Genomic DNA, 16,249 nt, shown 5'->3' with positions numbered 1-16,249 from the left:
CAGCGCCGGGCGAGCGCAGCGGCTCAGCGCCCGTAGCGCCGCTCGCGGCTGGCATAGCTGCGCAGGGCGCGCAGGAAGTCGACGCGGCGGAAGTCGGGCCACAGGGCCTCGCAGAAGTAGAACTCGCTGTGCGCGGACTGCCACATCAGGAAGCCCGAGAGCCGCTGCTCCCCCGACGTGCGGATGATGAGATCCGGGTCCGGCTGGCCGGCGGTGTAGAGGTGCTCGGCGATGTCGTCGATCTCCAGGGACCCGGCGATCTCCCCCAGCGCGGTGCCCTTCTCCATCTCGGACGCCAGCAGCTTGCGCACGGCGTCGCGGAGCTCGTGGCGTCCGCCGTAGGCGACGGCCACGTTGACGGTGAGCCCGTGCGAACCTGCCGTCTCCGCCTCGCACGCCCGCAGCGACGCCTGCATGGGCTCGGGCAGCAGACTCGCGTCCCCCACCAGTCGCACGCGCCAGCGGCCCGTCGCACCCAGGTCGGTGAACAGGTCCTCGATCACGCCCAGCAGCGGGCCCACCGCAGCACCGTCGCGCAGGAGGTTCTCGGTGGACAGCACCCACAGCGTCACCACGCGGATGCCCACCTCGTCGCACCATCCGACAAAATCCATCAGCTTGCGCGCCCCGGCGCGGTAGCCGACCTCGAGCGGACGCCCCGGCGCATTCAGCCGCGCCCACCGTCGGTTGCCGTCCGCCAGCACGGCCACGTGCTGGGGCAGCCGCTCCCGGTCGAGCTCGGCGAGCAGGCGCTGCTCGTAGGTGGAGTACAGCAACCCCGCGGGGTGCAGGCGGTCGACCCAGTCCCGGGCCCGCTGCGTCCACGCCATGGCGATCAGCGTACCGCCCGGCCCCGTGAACCGGGCGGCACCCCCGCACCGGGGGCGTCCGCGCGGCATTTTCAAGCCCGTGTGACGTTGTAACACAACTGACGCAGTTCGGAATCATCGCTGCAATGGGAGTCCGTTGTGCTTGTTTCGACGCGACGCCTCGCCGCGACGCACAGACAAGAAAGGTTCTGCAACGAGCATGGACACGCAAGCTATCTGGGAGGCCGCCTCCCCGATCTGGGTCATGGTATCCGCCGGCCTGGTGCTCTTCATGACGCCCGGCCTCGCCTTCTTCTACGGCGGACTGTCCCGGGCCCGCTCCGCCATCAACATGATGATGATGAGCTTCGCGGCCATGGGCCTCGTCGCTCTCGTCTGGCTGCTCTGGGGGTACTCGATGAGCGGCGGGGGCACCAGCATCGCCGGCATCTTTGCCGACCCGATCTCGCACTTCGGCCTCACCCAGATCGGTGGGGAGGACCTGGTGGGCGTCGGCTTCGGCGCGACCTTCGCGATCATCACCGTGGCCCTGATCTCGGGCGCGGTGGCCGACCGGGCCCGCTTCAAGGCGTGGATGGTGTTCGTCCCCGTCTGGGTCACGCTCGTCTACTGCCCGCTCGCCTTCATGGTGTGGGGCGGCGGCCTGCTGAGCGCCGACGGCGCCATCGGCTCCGTGGTCGGCGAGGCACTCGACTTCGCCGGTGGCCTCGTCGTCCACATGGCCGCGGGCCTCGCCGCCCTCGTGCTGGCCCTGATGATCGGCAAGCGCACCGGATTCTCGGCCGGCATCCACCGCCCCCACAGCATCCCGTTCGTGATGCTGGGCGCGGCGATCCTGTGGTTCGGCTGGTTTGGGTTCAACGGCGGCGCCGCGGGCACCATCGCCGAGGCGGGGCTGATCTGGGTCAACACCCTCATCGCGCCCGGCATCGGCATGGTGGCCTGGCTGCTCACCGAACAGCTGCGTGACGGCCGCATGACCTCCGTCGGCGCCGCCTCCGGCATCGTCGCGGGCCTCGTCGCCATCACCCCCGCCTGCGCGTTCGTGACGCCGCTCGGCGCCGCCGCCATCGGCGCGGTGGCCGGCATCATCTGCTGCTTCGCGGTCAACCTCAAGTTCCGCGTCGGCATCGACGACTCGCTCGACGTCGTCGGCCTCCACTTCGTCGCCGGCCTCTGGGGCACCCTGTCCATCGGCCTGCTCGCCGTGCCGCTCGAGGACGGCCGCGCCGGGCTCTTCTACGGCGGTGGCCTCGCGATCATGACGGCCCAGGTGGTCGCCGTGCTGGTCACCACCGTCTTCACGGTGTCGCTCACGGCGCTGATCGCCTGGGCGATCCACAAGACGATCGGCTTCCGCATCACCGCGGAGGACGAGGAGGGTGGCATCGACCTGTCGGAGCACCGCGAGTCCGCCTACGACCTCGAGACCGCCCTCGCCTACACCGGGGAGGGCCGCGAGCAGGAGTGAACCCGTCCTGCCCTGCATCTACGGCGCCCCGAACCCACCGGTTCGGGGCGCCGTCCGCGTCGGCAGGGGCTCGCGAGCCCGAACAACCTCGACCCTCGGCGGCAACCCGCGCGGACGCTCTTGCGCCCGCGAATCGGGCGGCCTACCCTTACCTACGTGACCGTAAGTTACGCCAAGTCAAGTAAGGGCGATCCGATGGACATCCCCGCTCCCATCAAGCCGAAGCTGCGCGGCTGGCTGCATCTCGGCATGGCCCCGCTGATCCAGCTCGCCGGTCTGGTGCTCCTCGTCGTGACCCCGTCCCTCATCGGGCGAATCGGTCTGGCGATCTACCTCGTGGGGGCCACCTTGCTGTTCGCGACGTCGGCGCTCTACCACCGCGGCACGTGGACGGCCCGGGTCGGCGGTTTCCTGCGCCGCATGGACCACGCGAACATCTTCGTGTTCATCGCCGGCACCTACACCCCGCTGGCCCTGATGCTGCTCACCGGCTGGAGCCGCACCGCGCTGCTGGTGCTGATCTGGGGCATCGCGGCCGCCGGCATCGCGTTCAAGCTGGGCTGGATGCACGCCCCCCGCTGGCTCTACACCGGCCTCTACCTGCTCATGGGCTGGGTCGCCGTCGGCTGGCTCGTGCCGTTCTGGACGGCCGGTGGCCCGCTCATCGTCTCCCTCATCCTGTTGGGTGGCCTGATCTACAGCGCCGGTGCCGTCGTCTACGCCCGCAAGCTGCCGGACCCCTCCCCCACCTGGTTCGGCTATCACGAGATCTTCCACGCCTGCACGATCGTCGCGGCCCTGTGCCACTTCGCCGCGATCTCGCTCGTCATCCTGCGCTGAGCCCGCGCGTCGCCGGCGCTCAGTCCGGACGGATCCAGGTGCGCCGCGCCACCCCGGGCATCGCGAACGCCTCCGGGTCCCCCGCCACCCGCCGGTGGACGCGGGCCAGGAAGAGGCCGAGCAGCCAGGGGTTGGCCACGGTGGCCATCGGCAGACGCAGCTCCGGCACGGGGCCGTGATCGCCGCGCAGCGCCCCGACCCGTCCGAGGGCAGGCGCGACGCGGCGGTGGGCGTCCGGCGTGACCGTCAGCACCACCTGCGAGAACGGCTGGCCCGCCTGGACGCCCACGGCGCCCACCTCCGGCCACGTGAGGAGTTCACCCAGAAGGGCGATGCCGTCCCGGCTGACGCGGACCGGGGTCGCCGCCTGCGCGGTCATCCGTCGGCTCATCGCGAACACCAAGGCGAGCACCCCTGCCAGCACGAGCAGGGCGACCCCCGCCCCGGTCTGGTCCGTCCCGAAGAGCGCGCCGAACCCGGCGGCGGCGAAGGCGGCGACGACAACGGCGAGCAGCAGGGTGCCTCGCCGGTGGACGCGCTGGTCGAAGCCAAACTCGATCCACCCGGTGCGTCGGAGCTCGGCCTCCCAACCGGACACCTCCTCCGACCGGTGGCCGGTGGGGGGCAGGCGCTGCCCCGAGCCGTCCCGGTCCAGCCCGCGGCCCCAGAGAGCCGGGGGCAGGTCGGGGATGCGCACCAGGTCCCCGGCAGCGCGGCGGGCGGCGATCCACCGCGGCAGCGCGACGCGCGGCGCGCCCACGAGGAGCGTGACGATGCCCGCGACGACGGCCGCGGGAACGAGCACCAGCAGGGCCGTGATGATCGGGCGGGGGGCGTCCGCCTCGATCAGGATCAGCCCGAGCCCGAGCGCGGCGAGGGCGCCGTTGCCGAGCAGCAGGGCCAGGGGGAGCCAGCCGCGCAGCACGTAGCGGGTGGCGACCCAGCCGCGCTGGCGTCCGAGCCACAGCGGAAGGGTGACGGCAGCCAGGGCTACGGCCATCAGGATCAGGACGAGACCGGCCACCGGTTCACCTCGCGTGGGCGTCGCCGCCAGCTTGCTCGGGACGCCCCGCCGCGCGCCGGGCGGCCCGCATCACCGGGCTGTCGACCGCCAGGGTGATCATCGCGGGGGTGGCGGTCAGGGTGAGACGCGCCCCGCTGTCGAGATCCCAGGACGACTCGGCGTGCTGGCGGGGGAAGGGCGCAGGGGTGGCGGGGCCGAACTCCTCGCTCAGCGCGAGGACGTAGCCGCCGCTGGTGTCCTGGATGAAGCGCTCCCGTTCGGCGGACGCGTCGTCGGCCCGGTCGACGAGGTTCAGGCTCACCGTCGCGAGCTCTCCGCGCGCCTTGGACGCCGACGCCACGTCCGGTGTGACGCCGAGCCCCGTGACGTAGGTGAACATGCCCGGACGCACCGGCCGCCAGCCGAGGGCGGCGAGCTGCGGCGTGATCGCGTCGACCGGCACCGGCCAGGGCAGCTCCGCGAGGGCGCGCGCGATGCGCACCACGTCCGCGACGGGGACGCGGGTGGGTGACGCAGCCATGGGGGATTCCTCCGGGGGGTCCGGGGGGGGCGATGGCAGCAGGTCCGGGGTCATGGGCGTCCCGGCAGTCCGGCGAAGGGGACGGTCAGCGCGGCCACCCCGGCGGCGGCCGCGGCGTACATGAGGGGCAGGTATGCCGGCCACGGCGGCAGGGCGTCCAGTGCCGTGGCGAACTCGGGTTTGCGGCTGACGAACACGTAGTTGCTGCCCACGGCCCGGTTGATGCGGTGGGCGACGACCCCCTGGAGGGCCAGCAGCGCCATCGTGCGGCCCGCCCCGCGCCACGTGGGCCGGTACCCCTCGGCGACACAGAGGTACACGGGCACCGCCACCAACAGGCCGTGCGAGGCGAAGAACTGCGCGAACCGGACGCTGCGGGGGCCGTACCGGTCCAGGTCAGGGGTGAGCACCGCCATGGTCGCGCCCATCACGCCGACGTAGTAGGCGTAGTCGCGCAGCGCGCGGTTCCCGGTGAGGGCGCCCACTCCCCCGCCCCACACCGCGACGGAGCAGACGTGCACGGGCAGCATCTCCTGCGGCGTCCAGCGCCCGGTCGCGGCACGCCAGCCGTGGTAGAACACCTCTTGGCCCCACAGCGCGGCCACGAGGCCGGTGCGGACGCGGCGCCGGCCCCGCGGTGACAGCCGCCTCGCGCCGCGCAGCGCGCAGAGCCCAGCACTCACCACCCCGATCGCTGCCAGATGGGCGGGCCCGAACAGCCGGAACGGCTGCTCCGGTGGCTCGGCCGAGAAGTAGCCCATGTCAGGCGCGGCTCCACAGGGCGGCGCGCAGGTCCTGCACCGTCGTCGCCGGCGCGAAGCACACCTCCCCGCGGCACACGTACGTGGTCTGGGCCAACGGCACCACGTCATGCTCGGCATACTCGTTGTCGGCGTCCTCAGCGCCGGCCTGCTCGGCGGCCACCTGGCCGTCGGGCCCCACGGTGGCGCGGGTCAGCTTGCCCGCCGCGCCGATGGCTTCGGCGCCGGCCCCCGGCACGGCAGCCGCACGGTCGCCCGCGTCCCACACAGTGCGCCCCTCGAAGTGGTGCGCGAAACCCGCCGTGCCCGGACGCCCCACCAGCAGCACCGTGCCGGCCGGCGCCATGCGCGCCACGGCGCGCGCGGCGTCGCTGAGCGGATCGCCGTCGGCGTCCACCACGACCGCCACGGCCGGGCGCAGCCCTTGGCGTGCCTCGTCGGCGATCAGCAGGTCGGTGAGCGCGGCCGGGGCGAACCGGGGCGCCGCGGCCACCGTGCCCCACGTGGTCGCGGCGGCGGCGTCCGCGCGGGCCAGCAGGTCCGGTCGGGCGGACAGCTCTCCCACGAGCCGCAGCGCCGCCACGAGCGCCATGGTGCCCGACGGCGTCGGGTTGTCCGTCACGTCCCGCGGCCGGGAGAAGAGCTCGCCGGCGACGGCGTCGTGGAACCCACCGTCGTCGGCCCCGAAGAGAGCCAGTGCCTCCTCCAGCACCGTGACGGCCCGGTCGAGCCACACCGAGTCACCCAGCACCCCCGCGAGGCGGCCGAAGGCGAGCGCGACCGCGCCGTGGTCCTCCGCCACCCCCACCGTGGGGGACGGCTCGCCGGCCAGCGACGTCCGCACCAACCCGGCGTCGGTGTGGTGCACGCTCCAGAGGTACTCCGCGGCACCACGGGCGAGCTCCAACCAACGCCGCTCGCCGAACACGAGCGCACCGGTGACGAGGGAGTCCACCAACCACCCGTTCCAGGCGGCCACGACCTTGTCGTCGCGCGGCGGGGCGAACCGGGAGCGACGCACCTCCGCCAGGCGTTCAGCGACCGTGGCGAGGCGGTCGGCGTCCGGCGCACCACGCAACTGCAGCGTCGACAGACCGTGCTCGAAGGTTCCTCCCGCCGTGACGTGGAACACCTCCGCCGCCCACGCGGCGTCCTCCTCGCCGAGCGCATCGGCGAGGAGTTCGGGGTTCCACGCGTAGTAGATGCCCTCGTGGGCCATGCCGCGGATGTCGGCGGAGTCGGCGTCCAGGCTGGCCGCGAACCCACCACCCTCGAGCAGCATCTCGCGCTCCAGCCAGCCGACGATGCCGCGGACCACCCGCTCGAACAGCCCCCGCAGCGGAGCCTCGTGCTGCGGTGTCCGACGCCAACCGCGCGCGTAGGTGCCGAGCAGCAGTGCGTTGTCGTACAGCATCTTCTCGAAGTGCGGCACCACCCAGGCGGCGTCGACGGCGTAGCGGTGGAACCCACCCCCCACCTGGTCGCGGATGCCGCCCCGGGCCATGGCCTCCAGGCTGCGCTGCGCGAGGTCCAACAGCCCGGGCTCCCCCTTCACGAGCAGCGCGTCCACCAGCAGCGGCATCGGGAACTTCGGCGCCCCCCCGAAGCCGCCGTGCATGACGTCGAAATCGGCGCCCACGGCGTCCAGGAGATCCCACACCGGGGGCGGGGTGTCGGCGGGCGGCAGCGCGTTGATCTGTTCGAGTTGCGCCACGATGGCGGACGCGGACGCGGTCACCTCGTCGCGGCGGTCGCGCCACGCGTCGCCGAGCGCGGTGACGAGCTGACGGAACGACGGCAGGCCGTGCGCGGGCTCGGGCGGGTAGTAGGTGCCGGCGAAGAACGGCTCCCCCTCGGGGGTGACGAACACCGTCATGGGCCAGCCGCCGTGCCCGGTGAGCGCCTGGGTGGCACGCATGTGGACGGCGTCGACGTCGGGCCGCTCCTCACGGTCGACCTTGATCGGCACGAAGAACGCGTTGACGAGGGCCGCGACGTCGGCGTCCTCGAACGACTCGTGCGCCATGACGTGACACCAGTGGCACGCCGAATAGCCGACCGACACGAGCACGGGCACGTCGCGGCGCCGTGCCTCCGCGAACGCCTCCTCACCCCAGGGCCACCAGTCGACGGGGTTGTTCGCGTGTTGCAGCAGGTAGGGGGACGTGGCTGTCGACAGCCGATTCGTCATCGTTGCCCTCTCACTCGTGGGGTCACGCCGGGCGCTCCCGACGGGTGCGGGGTGGGTCGGTCAGGCCTGCGGTGCGCGCTCGTCGCCCGCGGACGCCCCCGGGGCGCCCGGGTCGTCACCCCCCTCGCGGTGCGCGATGACGGTTCCCGCGTCGACGCTGTCGTCCGGGGCGTCGCTGCGCGCGATGCGAATGTGACGCCGCATCGAGAGCCACAACAGCACCAGCACGATCATCATGATGACCGCGAGGGCCAACGGCGTCCACGTCGGCAACGTGCCGACCAGGGGAGCGAGCGGCGGCCACGTCAGGCGCAGCGGGGTCAGATCGAGTAGAACCACGTGTCCACCCTATCCACCTCGTGCGTCTCGATCCCGGCGAACAGGTCGTCCTCCGGCAGGCTCGTCGCGACCCGGGACTTCGCCAGCTGGTAGTCCTCCGTCGGCCAGACCTTCTGCTGGGTGGCCAGGGGCACGGCGAACCAGAAGCCGTCGGGGTCGATCTGGGTGGCGTGGGCGCGCAGGGCGTCGTCGCGCACCGAGAAGTGGTCGGCGCACGGGACGAAGGTCGTGAGCCGCGCGGCCTGGACCGGATCGTCCGGCCAGTCCTTGAGGCGATCGGCGTACGGCGAGACGAGCCCGTCGTCGTGCATCGCGGCGTCCAGCGCCACAGCCCGGCTCCGGTGGAACGTCATGTGGTAGTACACCTTGGCCACCGGCCAGGGCTCACCCAACTCCTGGGGTGCCTCGGAATCGGCCGCGAGGTCCACCGCGGCCATCGTGACCTCGTGGGTGCGGATGTGGTCAGGGTGGGGGTACCCGCCGTTCTCGTCGTAGGTCGTCACCACGTGCGGCCGGAAGGTGCGGATGACCCGCGCCAGCGCCGCGGCCGACTCCTCCAGCGGCACGAGCGCGAAGCACCCCTCGGGCAGCGGCGGCAGCGGGTCGCCCTCGGGGAGGCCGGAGTCGACGAACCCGAGCCACGTCTGCTCGACGCCCAGGATCTCGCGGGCGCGCGCCATCTCGGCGCTGCGCAGCGTCGCGATGTTCTCCCAGTTCTCCGGGGTGTCCATCTTCGGGTTGAGGATGTCGCCGCGCTCGCCCCCGGTGCAGGTGACGACGAGCACCTCGACGCCCTCGTCCACGTACTTGGCGACGGTGGCGGCCCCCTTGCTCGACTCGTCGTCGGGGTGGGCGTGCACGGCCATCAGGCGCAACGGTTGCCCGTCGGCGTCCACACGGCGGGAGGCAGAAGACATGTCAGTCATTGTGGCGCCCGCCACTCCCGGGGCCCAAACCACCCCCGCGCGGAACCCACTCCCATCCCGTGGCACGATGGCACCGTGACCAGCCCCACCGAGACCGATGCCGAGCGGATTGCCCGGCGCTACCCTCCCGCTGCGCTGCCCCGGTGGACGTGGATCGTCGTGGCCGCACTCTTCGTCGCGATCGGGACGCCGTGGCTGCTGTGGGCGGCGATCCACGGTGCCAACCCCGCGATCGACGCGAAACTCGTCGCCTACGACGTCCGCTCCGACACGGAGGTGGACGTGCAGATCACCGTCGAACGCCCGGACCCGGCCGTGACCGGGGTGTGTTCGGTGCGGGCGCAGGCGATCGGCACCGAGACCGTGGGGGAGATCGACATCGTGATGGAGCCCGGCAGCGAACGGCTCGTGACGGTGCACGAGACGATCCGCACGTTCCGCCGGGCCACCTCGGCCTCCGTGGTGGCCTGCAGGGTCACGCCCTGACCCCTCCCCCCTGCCGTGTAGGCTGGTCAGATGCCCGAAGAACAGAATTCGACCGTGTGGCTCACCCAGGAGGCCTACGACAAGCTCGTCGCCGAACTCGACCACCTGAAGGCCGAGGGGCGCGAAGATGTCTCCCGCAAGATCGCGCAGGCGCGCGAGGAGGGTGACCTCTCCGAGAACGGCGGCTACCACGCCGCGCGCGAGGAGCAGGGGCAGCAGGAGGCCCGCATCCGTCAGCTCGAGGCGATGCTGCGCGACGCGAAGGTGGGCGAGCCCTCCGAAAAGGCCAAGAAGGTGGCACCGGGCATGACCGTCACCATCTACTACGACGGCGACAAAGAGGACACCGACACCTTCCTCCTCGGCTCCCGCGAGCTAATGGGCGTCACCGAGACCGAGCACGAGGTGTTCAGCCCCCAGTCCCCCCTCGGCGCGGCCGTGGTGGGCGCGAAGAAGGGCGAGACCGTCTCCTACACCGCCCCCACCGGCGCCACCATCGAGGTCACGGTCGTCGACTTCGAGCCCTACTCCGGCTGACCGCTCACCCGAGCCGGCGCAGCAGGTCGGCGGCCACGTCGGGCGCCAGCGTGCCCGCGGCCACCTGGGCCAACACCTGGTCGCGCGCCGATCCCGCAGCGGTGGACGCCGCCGGCGCAGGCTCGGCGGCCCGGGCCGGCTCGGCCGGCCGGCGCAGGTCCGCCTCGGGCTCGCCGCCCGATCCGACCGCCGGCCCGCCCTCCTCGTGCGCCGAATCCGACGCCCGGCCGTCCTCGTGGGCAGCGTCGTCGGCCAGGCCCAGGGCCTCGAGCAGGTCGGCGAACCGCGCCCGCGCGGTCGGGTAGCTGACCCCGAGGTGCTTCTCCAGTTCCCTGAGGTTGCCCCGGGAGACGAGGAAGACCCGCAGCAGGTCGAGCTGCGCGTCATCGAGCGCGCAGAACGAGCAGGAGCCGAACTCTCCGACGAGTTCCGTGCCGCAGGAACCGCACCCCAGCCGGGTGGTGACGAGATCGCCGGAACAGACGGGGCAGGTGGTGAGCGGCCGGTGGGGCGTCCTCATCGGTCGTCCTCCCCCGTGGTGACGGTGGCGCTCGCCATGACGACCTCGAGGTCGAGCCGTGCCGAGCCGTGCCCCACGACGAGCTCGTTCAGCGCCCCCGCGTCCCCGGGCCACTGGATGCGTCCCACCTGCGCCTCCCCGCGCACCGTGACGTTCGCGCCGCGGGTCAGCCCCAGCTGCAGCGACCCCGACTCGACCTTGACCCGGGAGCGGCCGGCGCTGAGGGGCCCGCTGACGTGCGCGGACCCGGCCTGCACCAGGGCATCGACGATGCGCCGTGCCCCGGTGAGCCGCGCGCCGCCGGCGGTGACCCGCACCCGCCCGAGGAACGGGACGCCCTCGGTGGCGAGACTGCCGGCCGTGACCTCGACGTCGACCTCGATGGCCGGGTTGACCCGCACGGTCAGCCCCTTCGCCAGGCTGATCGCGCGCAGATCGTCGAAGCTGCGCGGCGGGCGCAGCATGCTCAGCCCCTCCAGCTTGGGCCCGAGGTCGCCGTCGGAGGTGACCTCCAACACGTCGCCGGCGCGGCGCAGCACGTGCTCGCCGTCGACCGACGCGGTGGCCACGCCGGCATCCGCGATCACGCGCACCTTGCGGCCGACCGCCCGGACGCTGACCCGCTGGGTGCCCTTCACCCCGGTCGGCCCGGCGGGTTCGGGCTCCGGCTCGGGTCCGACGGCGCCCTCGGCCCCCCGCCGGGCGGCGTCGATGCGCCGCGACGCCTCCTCGGCGTCGATGCGGCCGGCGGCCAGCTCGGAGAGGATGTCGGACAGATCAGGCTCGCTCATAATAGAATGATAAGAGCGACCTCCCACTGTGGAAACCCCTGTGGCCGGGTTCGCCCCCGTCCGCGGGACCGCGCGGCGGCCTGCCGCTCAGGGCCGGGTGGCGACGGGCCCGGGTTGGGGTCGGTCCCGCTCCTCGGGGTTGCGCAGGGCGCGGACGAACGCGACCGTGAAGGCCAGGACAGGAATGGCGAGCAGCGCACCCAGGATTCCGGTGACCACCCCGCCGGCGATGATGCCGAGCAGGACACCCAGCGGGTGGATGTTCACCGCGGAGCCCATGACCAGCGGCTGGAGGAACGTGCTCTCCAACTGCATGACCACGATGACGCCGCCCAGCATGATGACGGCGCTGACCCAGCCGTGCGTCACCAGTGCCAGCGCGACCGCGAACGCGCCGGCGGTCACCGCGCCGACGATGGGAATGAACGACAGGAAGAACGTCAACGCGAACAGGGCGGCCACCAGGGGGACGTCGAGCAGGAACGCCACCAGGGCCACACCCGCGGCGTCCACCGCCGCCACGATCACGGCCGAGCGCATGTACGCCACCAGGGACGTCCACCCGCGCAGCGCCGCCCGGTCGGCGGGGCCCCGGTAGACGCGGGGAACGAGCAGGCCGATGATCGCCTCGAAGATTCGCCGCCCCTGGTAGGAGAAGAAGAACATCACGACGAGCGCGGTGGCGAGGCCGGCGACGAAGCTGCCGAACTGCCCACCCACCTGCACCGCGGTGGACGCCACCGTCGAGGCCTGCGTCTGCAGCCAGGCAACCCCCTGGTTGAACCACTCCAGGAGTTGCGCCTCGTTGATCCCGAACGGCAGCGACCCGACCCAGGTCAGGAACGTCTGGAAGCCGGCGGTCGCCTGCGTGACGAGGGTCGGCCACTCACTGATGACCTGCTGGCCGACGAAGACGAACAGGCCCACCACAATCACCAGCATCGCGAGCAGCGACGTGATGGACGCCAGCGCGGGGGGCCACCCCGCACGCTTGAGGAGTGCGGTGAGCGGGTGGAACATGGCCGTCAGCAGGATCGCGATGGCCACCGGCACCGTGATGGCCGAGAAGTAACCCAGCACGAGGTAGGCGGCGACGACCCCGACGCCGAGCACCAGCAACCGCACGACGTAGCCGGTGGCGATCGTGAGGCCGGCGGGGACGTGGGGTTCGAGCGGGACCGGGGTGGGGGTCGGCTCGGCGGGGGCCTCGACCACGACGGGTTGCGGAGCGACCGCGGGTGGAGCGGGTTGGGTGGCGGGCGTCGCGAGGAGACGACCCAGGGTGGCGAGCAGCGACAAGGCAGTGGTCCTTTCCAACGCAGGTCAGCGTAACCGCTCCGACCGACACATTCCGTCAGGCGGACGCCGCCCCGGCCGCTACCGTGGGCGTCGTGACTCCGCGCCCGCTCGCCGACCTCGTGGCCCCCGACTGGGCTGACGCCCTCGCACCGGTCGCCGACACCGTCGCGGCGATGGGCGACTTCCTGCGCACCGAGGTGACCGAGGGGCGCGGCTACCTGCCCGCCGGGGAGCACGTGCTGCGCGCCTTCACCCGCCCGCTCGCCGACGTGCGCGTCCTCATCGTCGGTCAGGATCCGTATCCGACCCCGGGGCATCCCGTGGGCCTGTCGTTCTCGGTGGCGCCGGACGTCCGGCCGATCCCCCGCTCGCTGCAGAACATCTACCGCGAGCTGCACGCCGACCTGGGCATCACACCGGCACCCCACGGCGACCTCACCGCCTGGTTCGGCCAGGGCGTCCTGCTGCTGAACCGGGTGCTCACCGTGCGGCCGGGGGCGTCCGCGTCCCACCGCGGTCGGGGCTGGGAGGAGGTCACCGACTGCGCCATCGACGCCCTGGCCGGCCGCGGTGGCCCGCTGGTGGCGATCCTGTGGGGCCGCGACGCCCAGAGCCTGGCGCCCCGGCTCGGCGACACCCCGTGCCTCCGATCGGCCCACCCCTCCCCCATGTCGGCGGACCGGGGGTTCTTCGGTTCGCGGCCGTTCAGCCGCGCCAACGAGGCGCTGGTGGCCCAGGGTGCCGATCCGATCGACTGGGCGCTGCCCGGCTGAGGCGTCCGGGCACCACGCGGGACGCTCCACCGCGCCCCGCCATCCGCCCTTGTTGCAGCCGGTTTCCTCTGCTCGGGGGCCACTGAATCGTTGCCGAAGTACAACGCAGTGCAACCCCCGTGCGGGGCGGCCGAACGCTGTGTTACCCATGATCCATCACCGACGATGAACCCACCGGAGGAACAGCCATGACGCAGCACCCGGACGCCGCCCAGCCGCTCGTGGACTTCGCGCCCACGAAGGACCACTTCATCGGGATCGACTCCGACGGGTGCGCGATGGACGCGATGGACATCAAGCACACCGAGTGCTTCACCCCCTGTTACATCAAGCACTGGGATCTGCAGCCCGTGTCGACCCTCGCCCGCCAGACCGCCCTGTTCGTCAACCTCGGCTCGGTCACCCGCGGGCTGAACCGCTGGGTGGCCCTCAAGCAGGTGCTCGACCTGCTGCGGGACCGTACGGAGGTCGCCGAGCGCGGCATCACCATCCCGCCCTACCCCGAGCTGGACGCCTTCCTGGCCGCCCCCGGTTACCCCCTCTCGGACGTCGGCATCGCCGCCTACGCCGCCGACCACCCGTCGCCGACCATCGACCGGGCGATCCGCTGGGGCAACGCCGTGAACGTGGCGATCGCCGACATGGTGCACGGCTGCGGTCCGTTCCCCGGCGTCCGCGAGGCCTTCGAGGCGATGCAACCCCACGTGGACGCCATGACCGTCTCGGCCACCCCCCTCCACGCGCTCACCTACGAGTGGAACGCCCATGACCTGGCCAAGTACATGAAGGTCATCGCCGGCCAGGAGATGGGCAGCAAGGCCGAGCACGTGCAGTACGCCGCCACCGGCAAGTACGACGCGGACAAGATCCTCCTCATCGGCGACGCCCCGGGTGATCGGGACGCCGCCGCGAAGGCCCGCTGCCTCTACTACCCGATCCTGCCCGGCAACGAGACCTTCGCCTGGCGGCGGTTCACCGCCGAGGCCCTGCCGCGGTTCCTGGCCGGCACCTTCGCCGGCGACTACCAGACCATGCTCATCGAGGAATTCAACAGCTACCTGCCCAGCGAGGTGCCGTGGGAAACGATCTCCGGCGAGCGCCGCGTGCCCGTCCCCACCGTCAAGTGACCGTCCCCACCCTGAAGTGAGAAGAGGAACCCACCATGCCCGAACGCGTTGACCTCACCGCCAGCCCCTACCACCTCGACGAGTCCCAGATCGCCTGGGTCGAGGACACCCTCGCCGCCATGACGCTCGACGAGCAGGTCGGGCAGCTCTTCACCAACCTGTTCTTCTTCGGCACCGACAGCTTCTCGGGCAACGACTACACCGCCGAGGAGATCATCGAGAAGTTCCACATCGGCATCGCCCGCTACCACGGTGGCTCCTCCGACAAGGTGCAGGACCTCCTCAACCGGCTCCAGAGCGCCTCGAAGATCCCCCTGCTCATCGCGGCCAACTGCGACTCCGGCGGCAATGGCGCGATGAGCGATGGCACCTACATCGCGTCTGGTGCGCAGACGGAGGCGTCCGGCTCGGTGGAGGTGGCCCGCAACGCGGGGTACGTCTCCGGGCGCGAGATGAACGCCATCGGTGCGAACCTCAACTTCGACCCGTGCGTCGACATCCTGGTCAACTGGCGCAACACCATCGTGAACACCCGCGCCTACGGCACGACGGCGCAGGATGTCATCAAGTACACGATTCCGTTCGTGGAGGGGCAGCGAGAGTCCGGCGTCCTGACCTGTGTGAAGCACTGGCCGGGTGACGGCACCGAGGAGCGCGACCAGCACCTGGTGCTCGGCGTCAACGAGCTCTCCCCCGCCGACTGGGATGCCTCCTTCGGCGAGGTCTACCGCGCCCACATCGCCAACGGCGTCGAGATGGTCATGGCCGGCCACATCGCGCTGCCGTACTACTCCCAGAAACTCAACCCCGAGTTGGCGGACGCCGACATCCTGCCCGCCACCCTCGCCCCCGAGCTCCTCAACGGCCTGCTCAAGACCGAGCTCGGCTTCAACGGCGCCGTCATCACCGACGCCTCCCACATGCTCGGCATGACCTCGGCCATGCGGCGGGAGGACTACGTGCCCGCCGCCATCGCCGCCGGTTGCGACGCCTTCTTGTTCTTCAACAACCTCGAGGAGGACTTCGGGTTCATGAAGGCAGGCGTCGAGAACGGCGTCATCACCCGCGAGCGCCTCGACGACGCCAACCGTCGCGTGCTGGGCCTCAAGGCCAAGCTCCGCCTCCACGAGAAGCAGGCCGACGGCACCCTGCTGCGGACGCCGGCCGACCTCGAGGTCGTCGGCTGCGAGGAGCACCTCCGCATGCGCAACGAGGCGGCCGACCTCGGCGTCACGCTGGTCAAGAACACCCTCGACCAGCTGCCGCTCAACCCCACCGACCACCGGCGCATCCGCCTGTACCACCTGACCGGCGAGGTTGGGGGCATCACCGGCGGTGGCGAGCCCGAGATGTTGAACTTCTACATCGCCGAGCTGACGCGGCGCGGCTATGAGGTGACCGTCAACGACGGCGCCACCCGCGTCAAGGGGGCCACCCTCGCCTACCGCGACCAGACGGACGCCGCCCTGGTGCTCGCCGAGGTCATCGGCTACGGCGCGCAGAACAACTACCGCATCCAGTGGAAGACCGCGATGAGCAACGAGGTGCCGTGGTACGTCTGGGAGGTGCCGACGTTCATGGTGAGCCACAACTTCACCACCCACCTCCATGACGCGACGATGGTCAAGTGCTACGTGAACGCCTACCACCCCAACGAGGCCAACGTGCTCGCCACGCTCGACAAGCTGGAGGGCAAGAGCGCGTTCCGGGGGACGCCGAACGAGCTGGTCTGGGCGGAGAAGTGGCAGGCGCGCCTCTGACCGCGTCCCGCTGACGCCCCCCGCGACCGCCTGCCCACGCCCCCGTTCGCCCTC

General features: G+C 71.8%; 17 protein-coding genes. 7 read left to right on the top strand and 10 right to left on the bottom strand.

Features of this window, described 5'->3' with window-relative positions; genetic code table 11:
* Positions 1–23: 23 nt before the first annotated feature.
* A complete protein-coding gene (locus PCC79_RS03515) occupies positions 24–830 on the bottom strand; it encodes an isoprenyl transferase (protein WP_342373015.1) in 807 nt (268 codons plus the stop codon).
* Positions 831–1,029: 199 nt separating this feature from the next.
* On the opposite strand from PCC79_RS03515, the gene PCC79_RS03510 reads away from it, so the two are divergent.
* Positions 1,030–2,301 (top strand): ammonium transporter, encoded by a 1,272-nt coding sequence (locus PCC79_RS03510; protein WP_232549634.1) that lies wholly within the window; start codon positions 1,030–1,032, stop codon positions 2,299–2,301.
* 195 nt (positions 2,302–2,496) lie between these two features.
* Positions 2,497–3,141 (top strand): PAQR family membrane homeostasis protein TrhA, encoded by a 645-nt coding sequence (trhA, locus tag PCC79_RS03505; RefSeq protein WP_269779559.1) that lies wholly within the window; start codon positions 2,497–2,499, stop codon positions 3,139–3,141.
* Positions 3,142–3,160: 19 nt separating this feature from the next.
* On the opposite strand, the gene PCC79_RS03500 is transcribed toward trhA, so the two are convergent.
* The 6 genes from PCC79_RS03500 to mca are packed head-to-tail and all read right to left on the bottom strand — an operon-like array spanning position 3,161 to position 8,902.
* The gene (locus PCC79_RS03500) at positions 3,161–4,165 is read right to left on the bottom strand and encodes a hypothetical protein (protein WP_232549632.1); all 1,005 of its coding nucleotides are present in this window, start codon (positions 4,163–4,165) and stop codon (positions 3,161–3,163) included.
* Between the two features lie 4 nt (positions 4,166–4,169).
* Positions 4,170–4,685 (bottom strand): DUF6301 family protein, encoded by a 516-nt coding sequence (locus tag PCC79_RS03495; protein ID WP_232549631.1) that lies wholly within the window; start codon positions 4,683–4,685, stop codon positions 4,170–4,172.
* Positions 4,686–4,735: 50 nt separating this feature from the next.
* On the bottom strand, positions 4,736–5,446 hold the full coding sequence (locus tag PCC79_RS03490; RefSeq protein WP_342373014.1) for a TIGR02206 family membrane protein: 711 nt from the start codon (positions 5,444–5,446) through the stop codon (positions 4,736–4,738).
* Position 5,447: 1 nt separating this feature from the next.
* Positions 5,448–7,637, bottom strand: a complete 2,190-nt coding sequence (locus PCC79_RS03485) for a thioredoxin domain-containing protein (RefSeq protein ID WP_342373013.1) — start codon at positions 7,635–7,637, stop codon at positions 5,448–5,450.
* A gap of 60 nt (positions 7,638–7,697) precedes the next feature.
* A complete protein-coding gene (locus tag PCC79_RS03480) occupies positions 7,698–7,976 on the bottom strand; it encodes a hypothetical protein (RefSeq protein ID WP_342373012.1) in 279 nt (92 codons plus the stop codon).
* Positions 7,958–8,902, bottom strand: a complete 945-nt coding sequence (mca, locus tag PCC79_RS03475) for a mycothiol conjugate amidase Mca (RefSeq protein ID WP_425325650.1) — start codon at positions 8,900–8,902, stop codon at positions 7,958–7,960. The genes PCC79_RS03480 and mca overlap by 19 nt, the downstream gene beginning before the upstream one ends.
* A 75-nt stretch (positions 8,903–8,977) precedes the next feature.
* On the opposite strand from mca, the gene PCC79_RS03470 reads away from it, so the two are divergent.
* Positions 8,978–9,388 (top strand): DUF4307 domain-containing protein, encoded by a 411-nt coding sequence (locus PCC79_RS03470; protein ID WP_232549626.1) that lies wholly within the window; start codon positions 8,978–8,980, stop codon positions 9,386–9,388.
* 30 nt (positions 9,389–9,418) lie between these two features.
* Positions 9,419–9,925 carry a transcription elongation factor GreA gene (greA, locus tag PCC79_RS03465; RefSeq protein ID WP_342373010.1) on the top strand — a complete coding sequence of 169 codons (507 nt, stop codon included), beginning with the start codon at positions 9,419–9,421 and terminating at the stop codon, positions 9,923–9,925.
* Between the two features lie 4 nt (positions 9,926–9,929).
* On the opposite strand, the gene PCC79_RS03460 is transcribed toward greA, so the two are convergent.
* The 3 genes from PCC79_RS03460 to PCC79_RS03450 form a co-directional block, all read right to left on the bottom strand.
* Positions 9,930–10,445, bottom strand: a complete 516-nt coding sequence (locus PCC79_RS03460; protein ID WP_342373009.1) for a DUF2089 domain-containing protein — start codon at positions 10,443–10,445, stop codon at positions 9,930–9,932.
* Positions 10,442–11,236 carry a hypothetical protein gene (locus PCC79_RS03455; RefSeq protein ID WP_342373008.1) on the bottom strand — a complete coding sequence of 265 codons (795 nt, stop codon included), beginning with the start codon at positions 11,234–11,236 and terminating at the stop codon, positions 10,442–10,444. Before PCC79_RS03455 ends, PCC79_RS03460 begins: the two co-directional genes overlap by 4 nt.
* An 87-nt stretch (positions 11,237–11,323) precedes the next feature.
* Positions 11,324–12,535, bottom strand: a complete 1,212-nt coding sequence (locus PCC79_RS03450; protein ID WP_342373007.1) for an AI-2E family transporter — start codon at positions 12,533–12,535, stop codon at positions 11,324–11,326.
* 92 nt (positions 12,536–12,627) lie between these two features.
* Between PCC79_RS03450 and PCC79_RS03445 the strand changes: the two genes are divergently transcribed.
* The 3 genes from PCC79_RS03445 (at position 12,628) to PCC79_RS03435 (ending at position 16,195) form a co-directional block, all read left to right on the top strand.
* A complete protein-coding gene (locus tag PCC79_RS03445) occupies positions 12,628–13,308 on the top strand; it encodes a uracil-DNA glycosylase (protein WP_342373006.1) in 681 nt (226 codons plus the stop codon).
* A 188-nt stretch (positions 13,309–13,496) separates the two neighbouring features.
* Positions 13,497–14,435 carry an HAD family hydrolase gene (locus PCC79_RS03440; protein WP_232549620.1) on the top strand — a complete coding sequence of 313 codons (939 nt, stop codon included), beginning with the start codon at positions 13,497–13,499 and terminating at the stop codon, positions 14,433–14,435.
* 35 nt (positions 14,436–14,470) lie between these two features.
* Entirely contained in the window at positions 14,471–16,195 is a 1,725-nt protein-coding gene (locus PCC79_RS03435; protein ID WP_342373005.1) for a glycoside hydrolase family 3 protein, read from the top strand.
* Positions 16,196–16,249: the final 54 nt, after the last annotated feature.

The sequence above is a fragment of the Propioniciclava soli genome (genome assembly GCF_038502305.1).
Lineage (GTDB): Bacteria > Actinomycetota > Actinomycetes > Propionibacteriales > Propionibacteriaceae > Propioniciclava > Propioniciclava soli.
The sequence above is the reverse complement of the archived record's forward strand: the minus strand, read 5'-3'. Positions and strand labels throughout refer to the sequence as shown.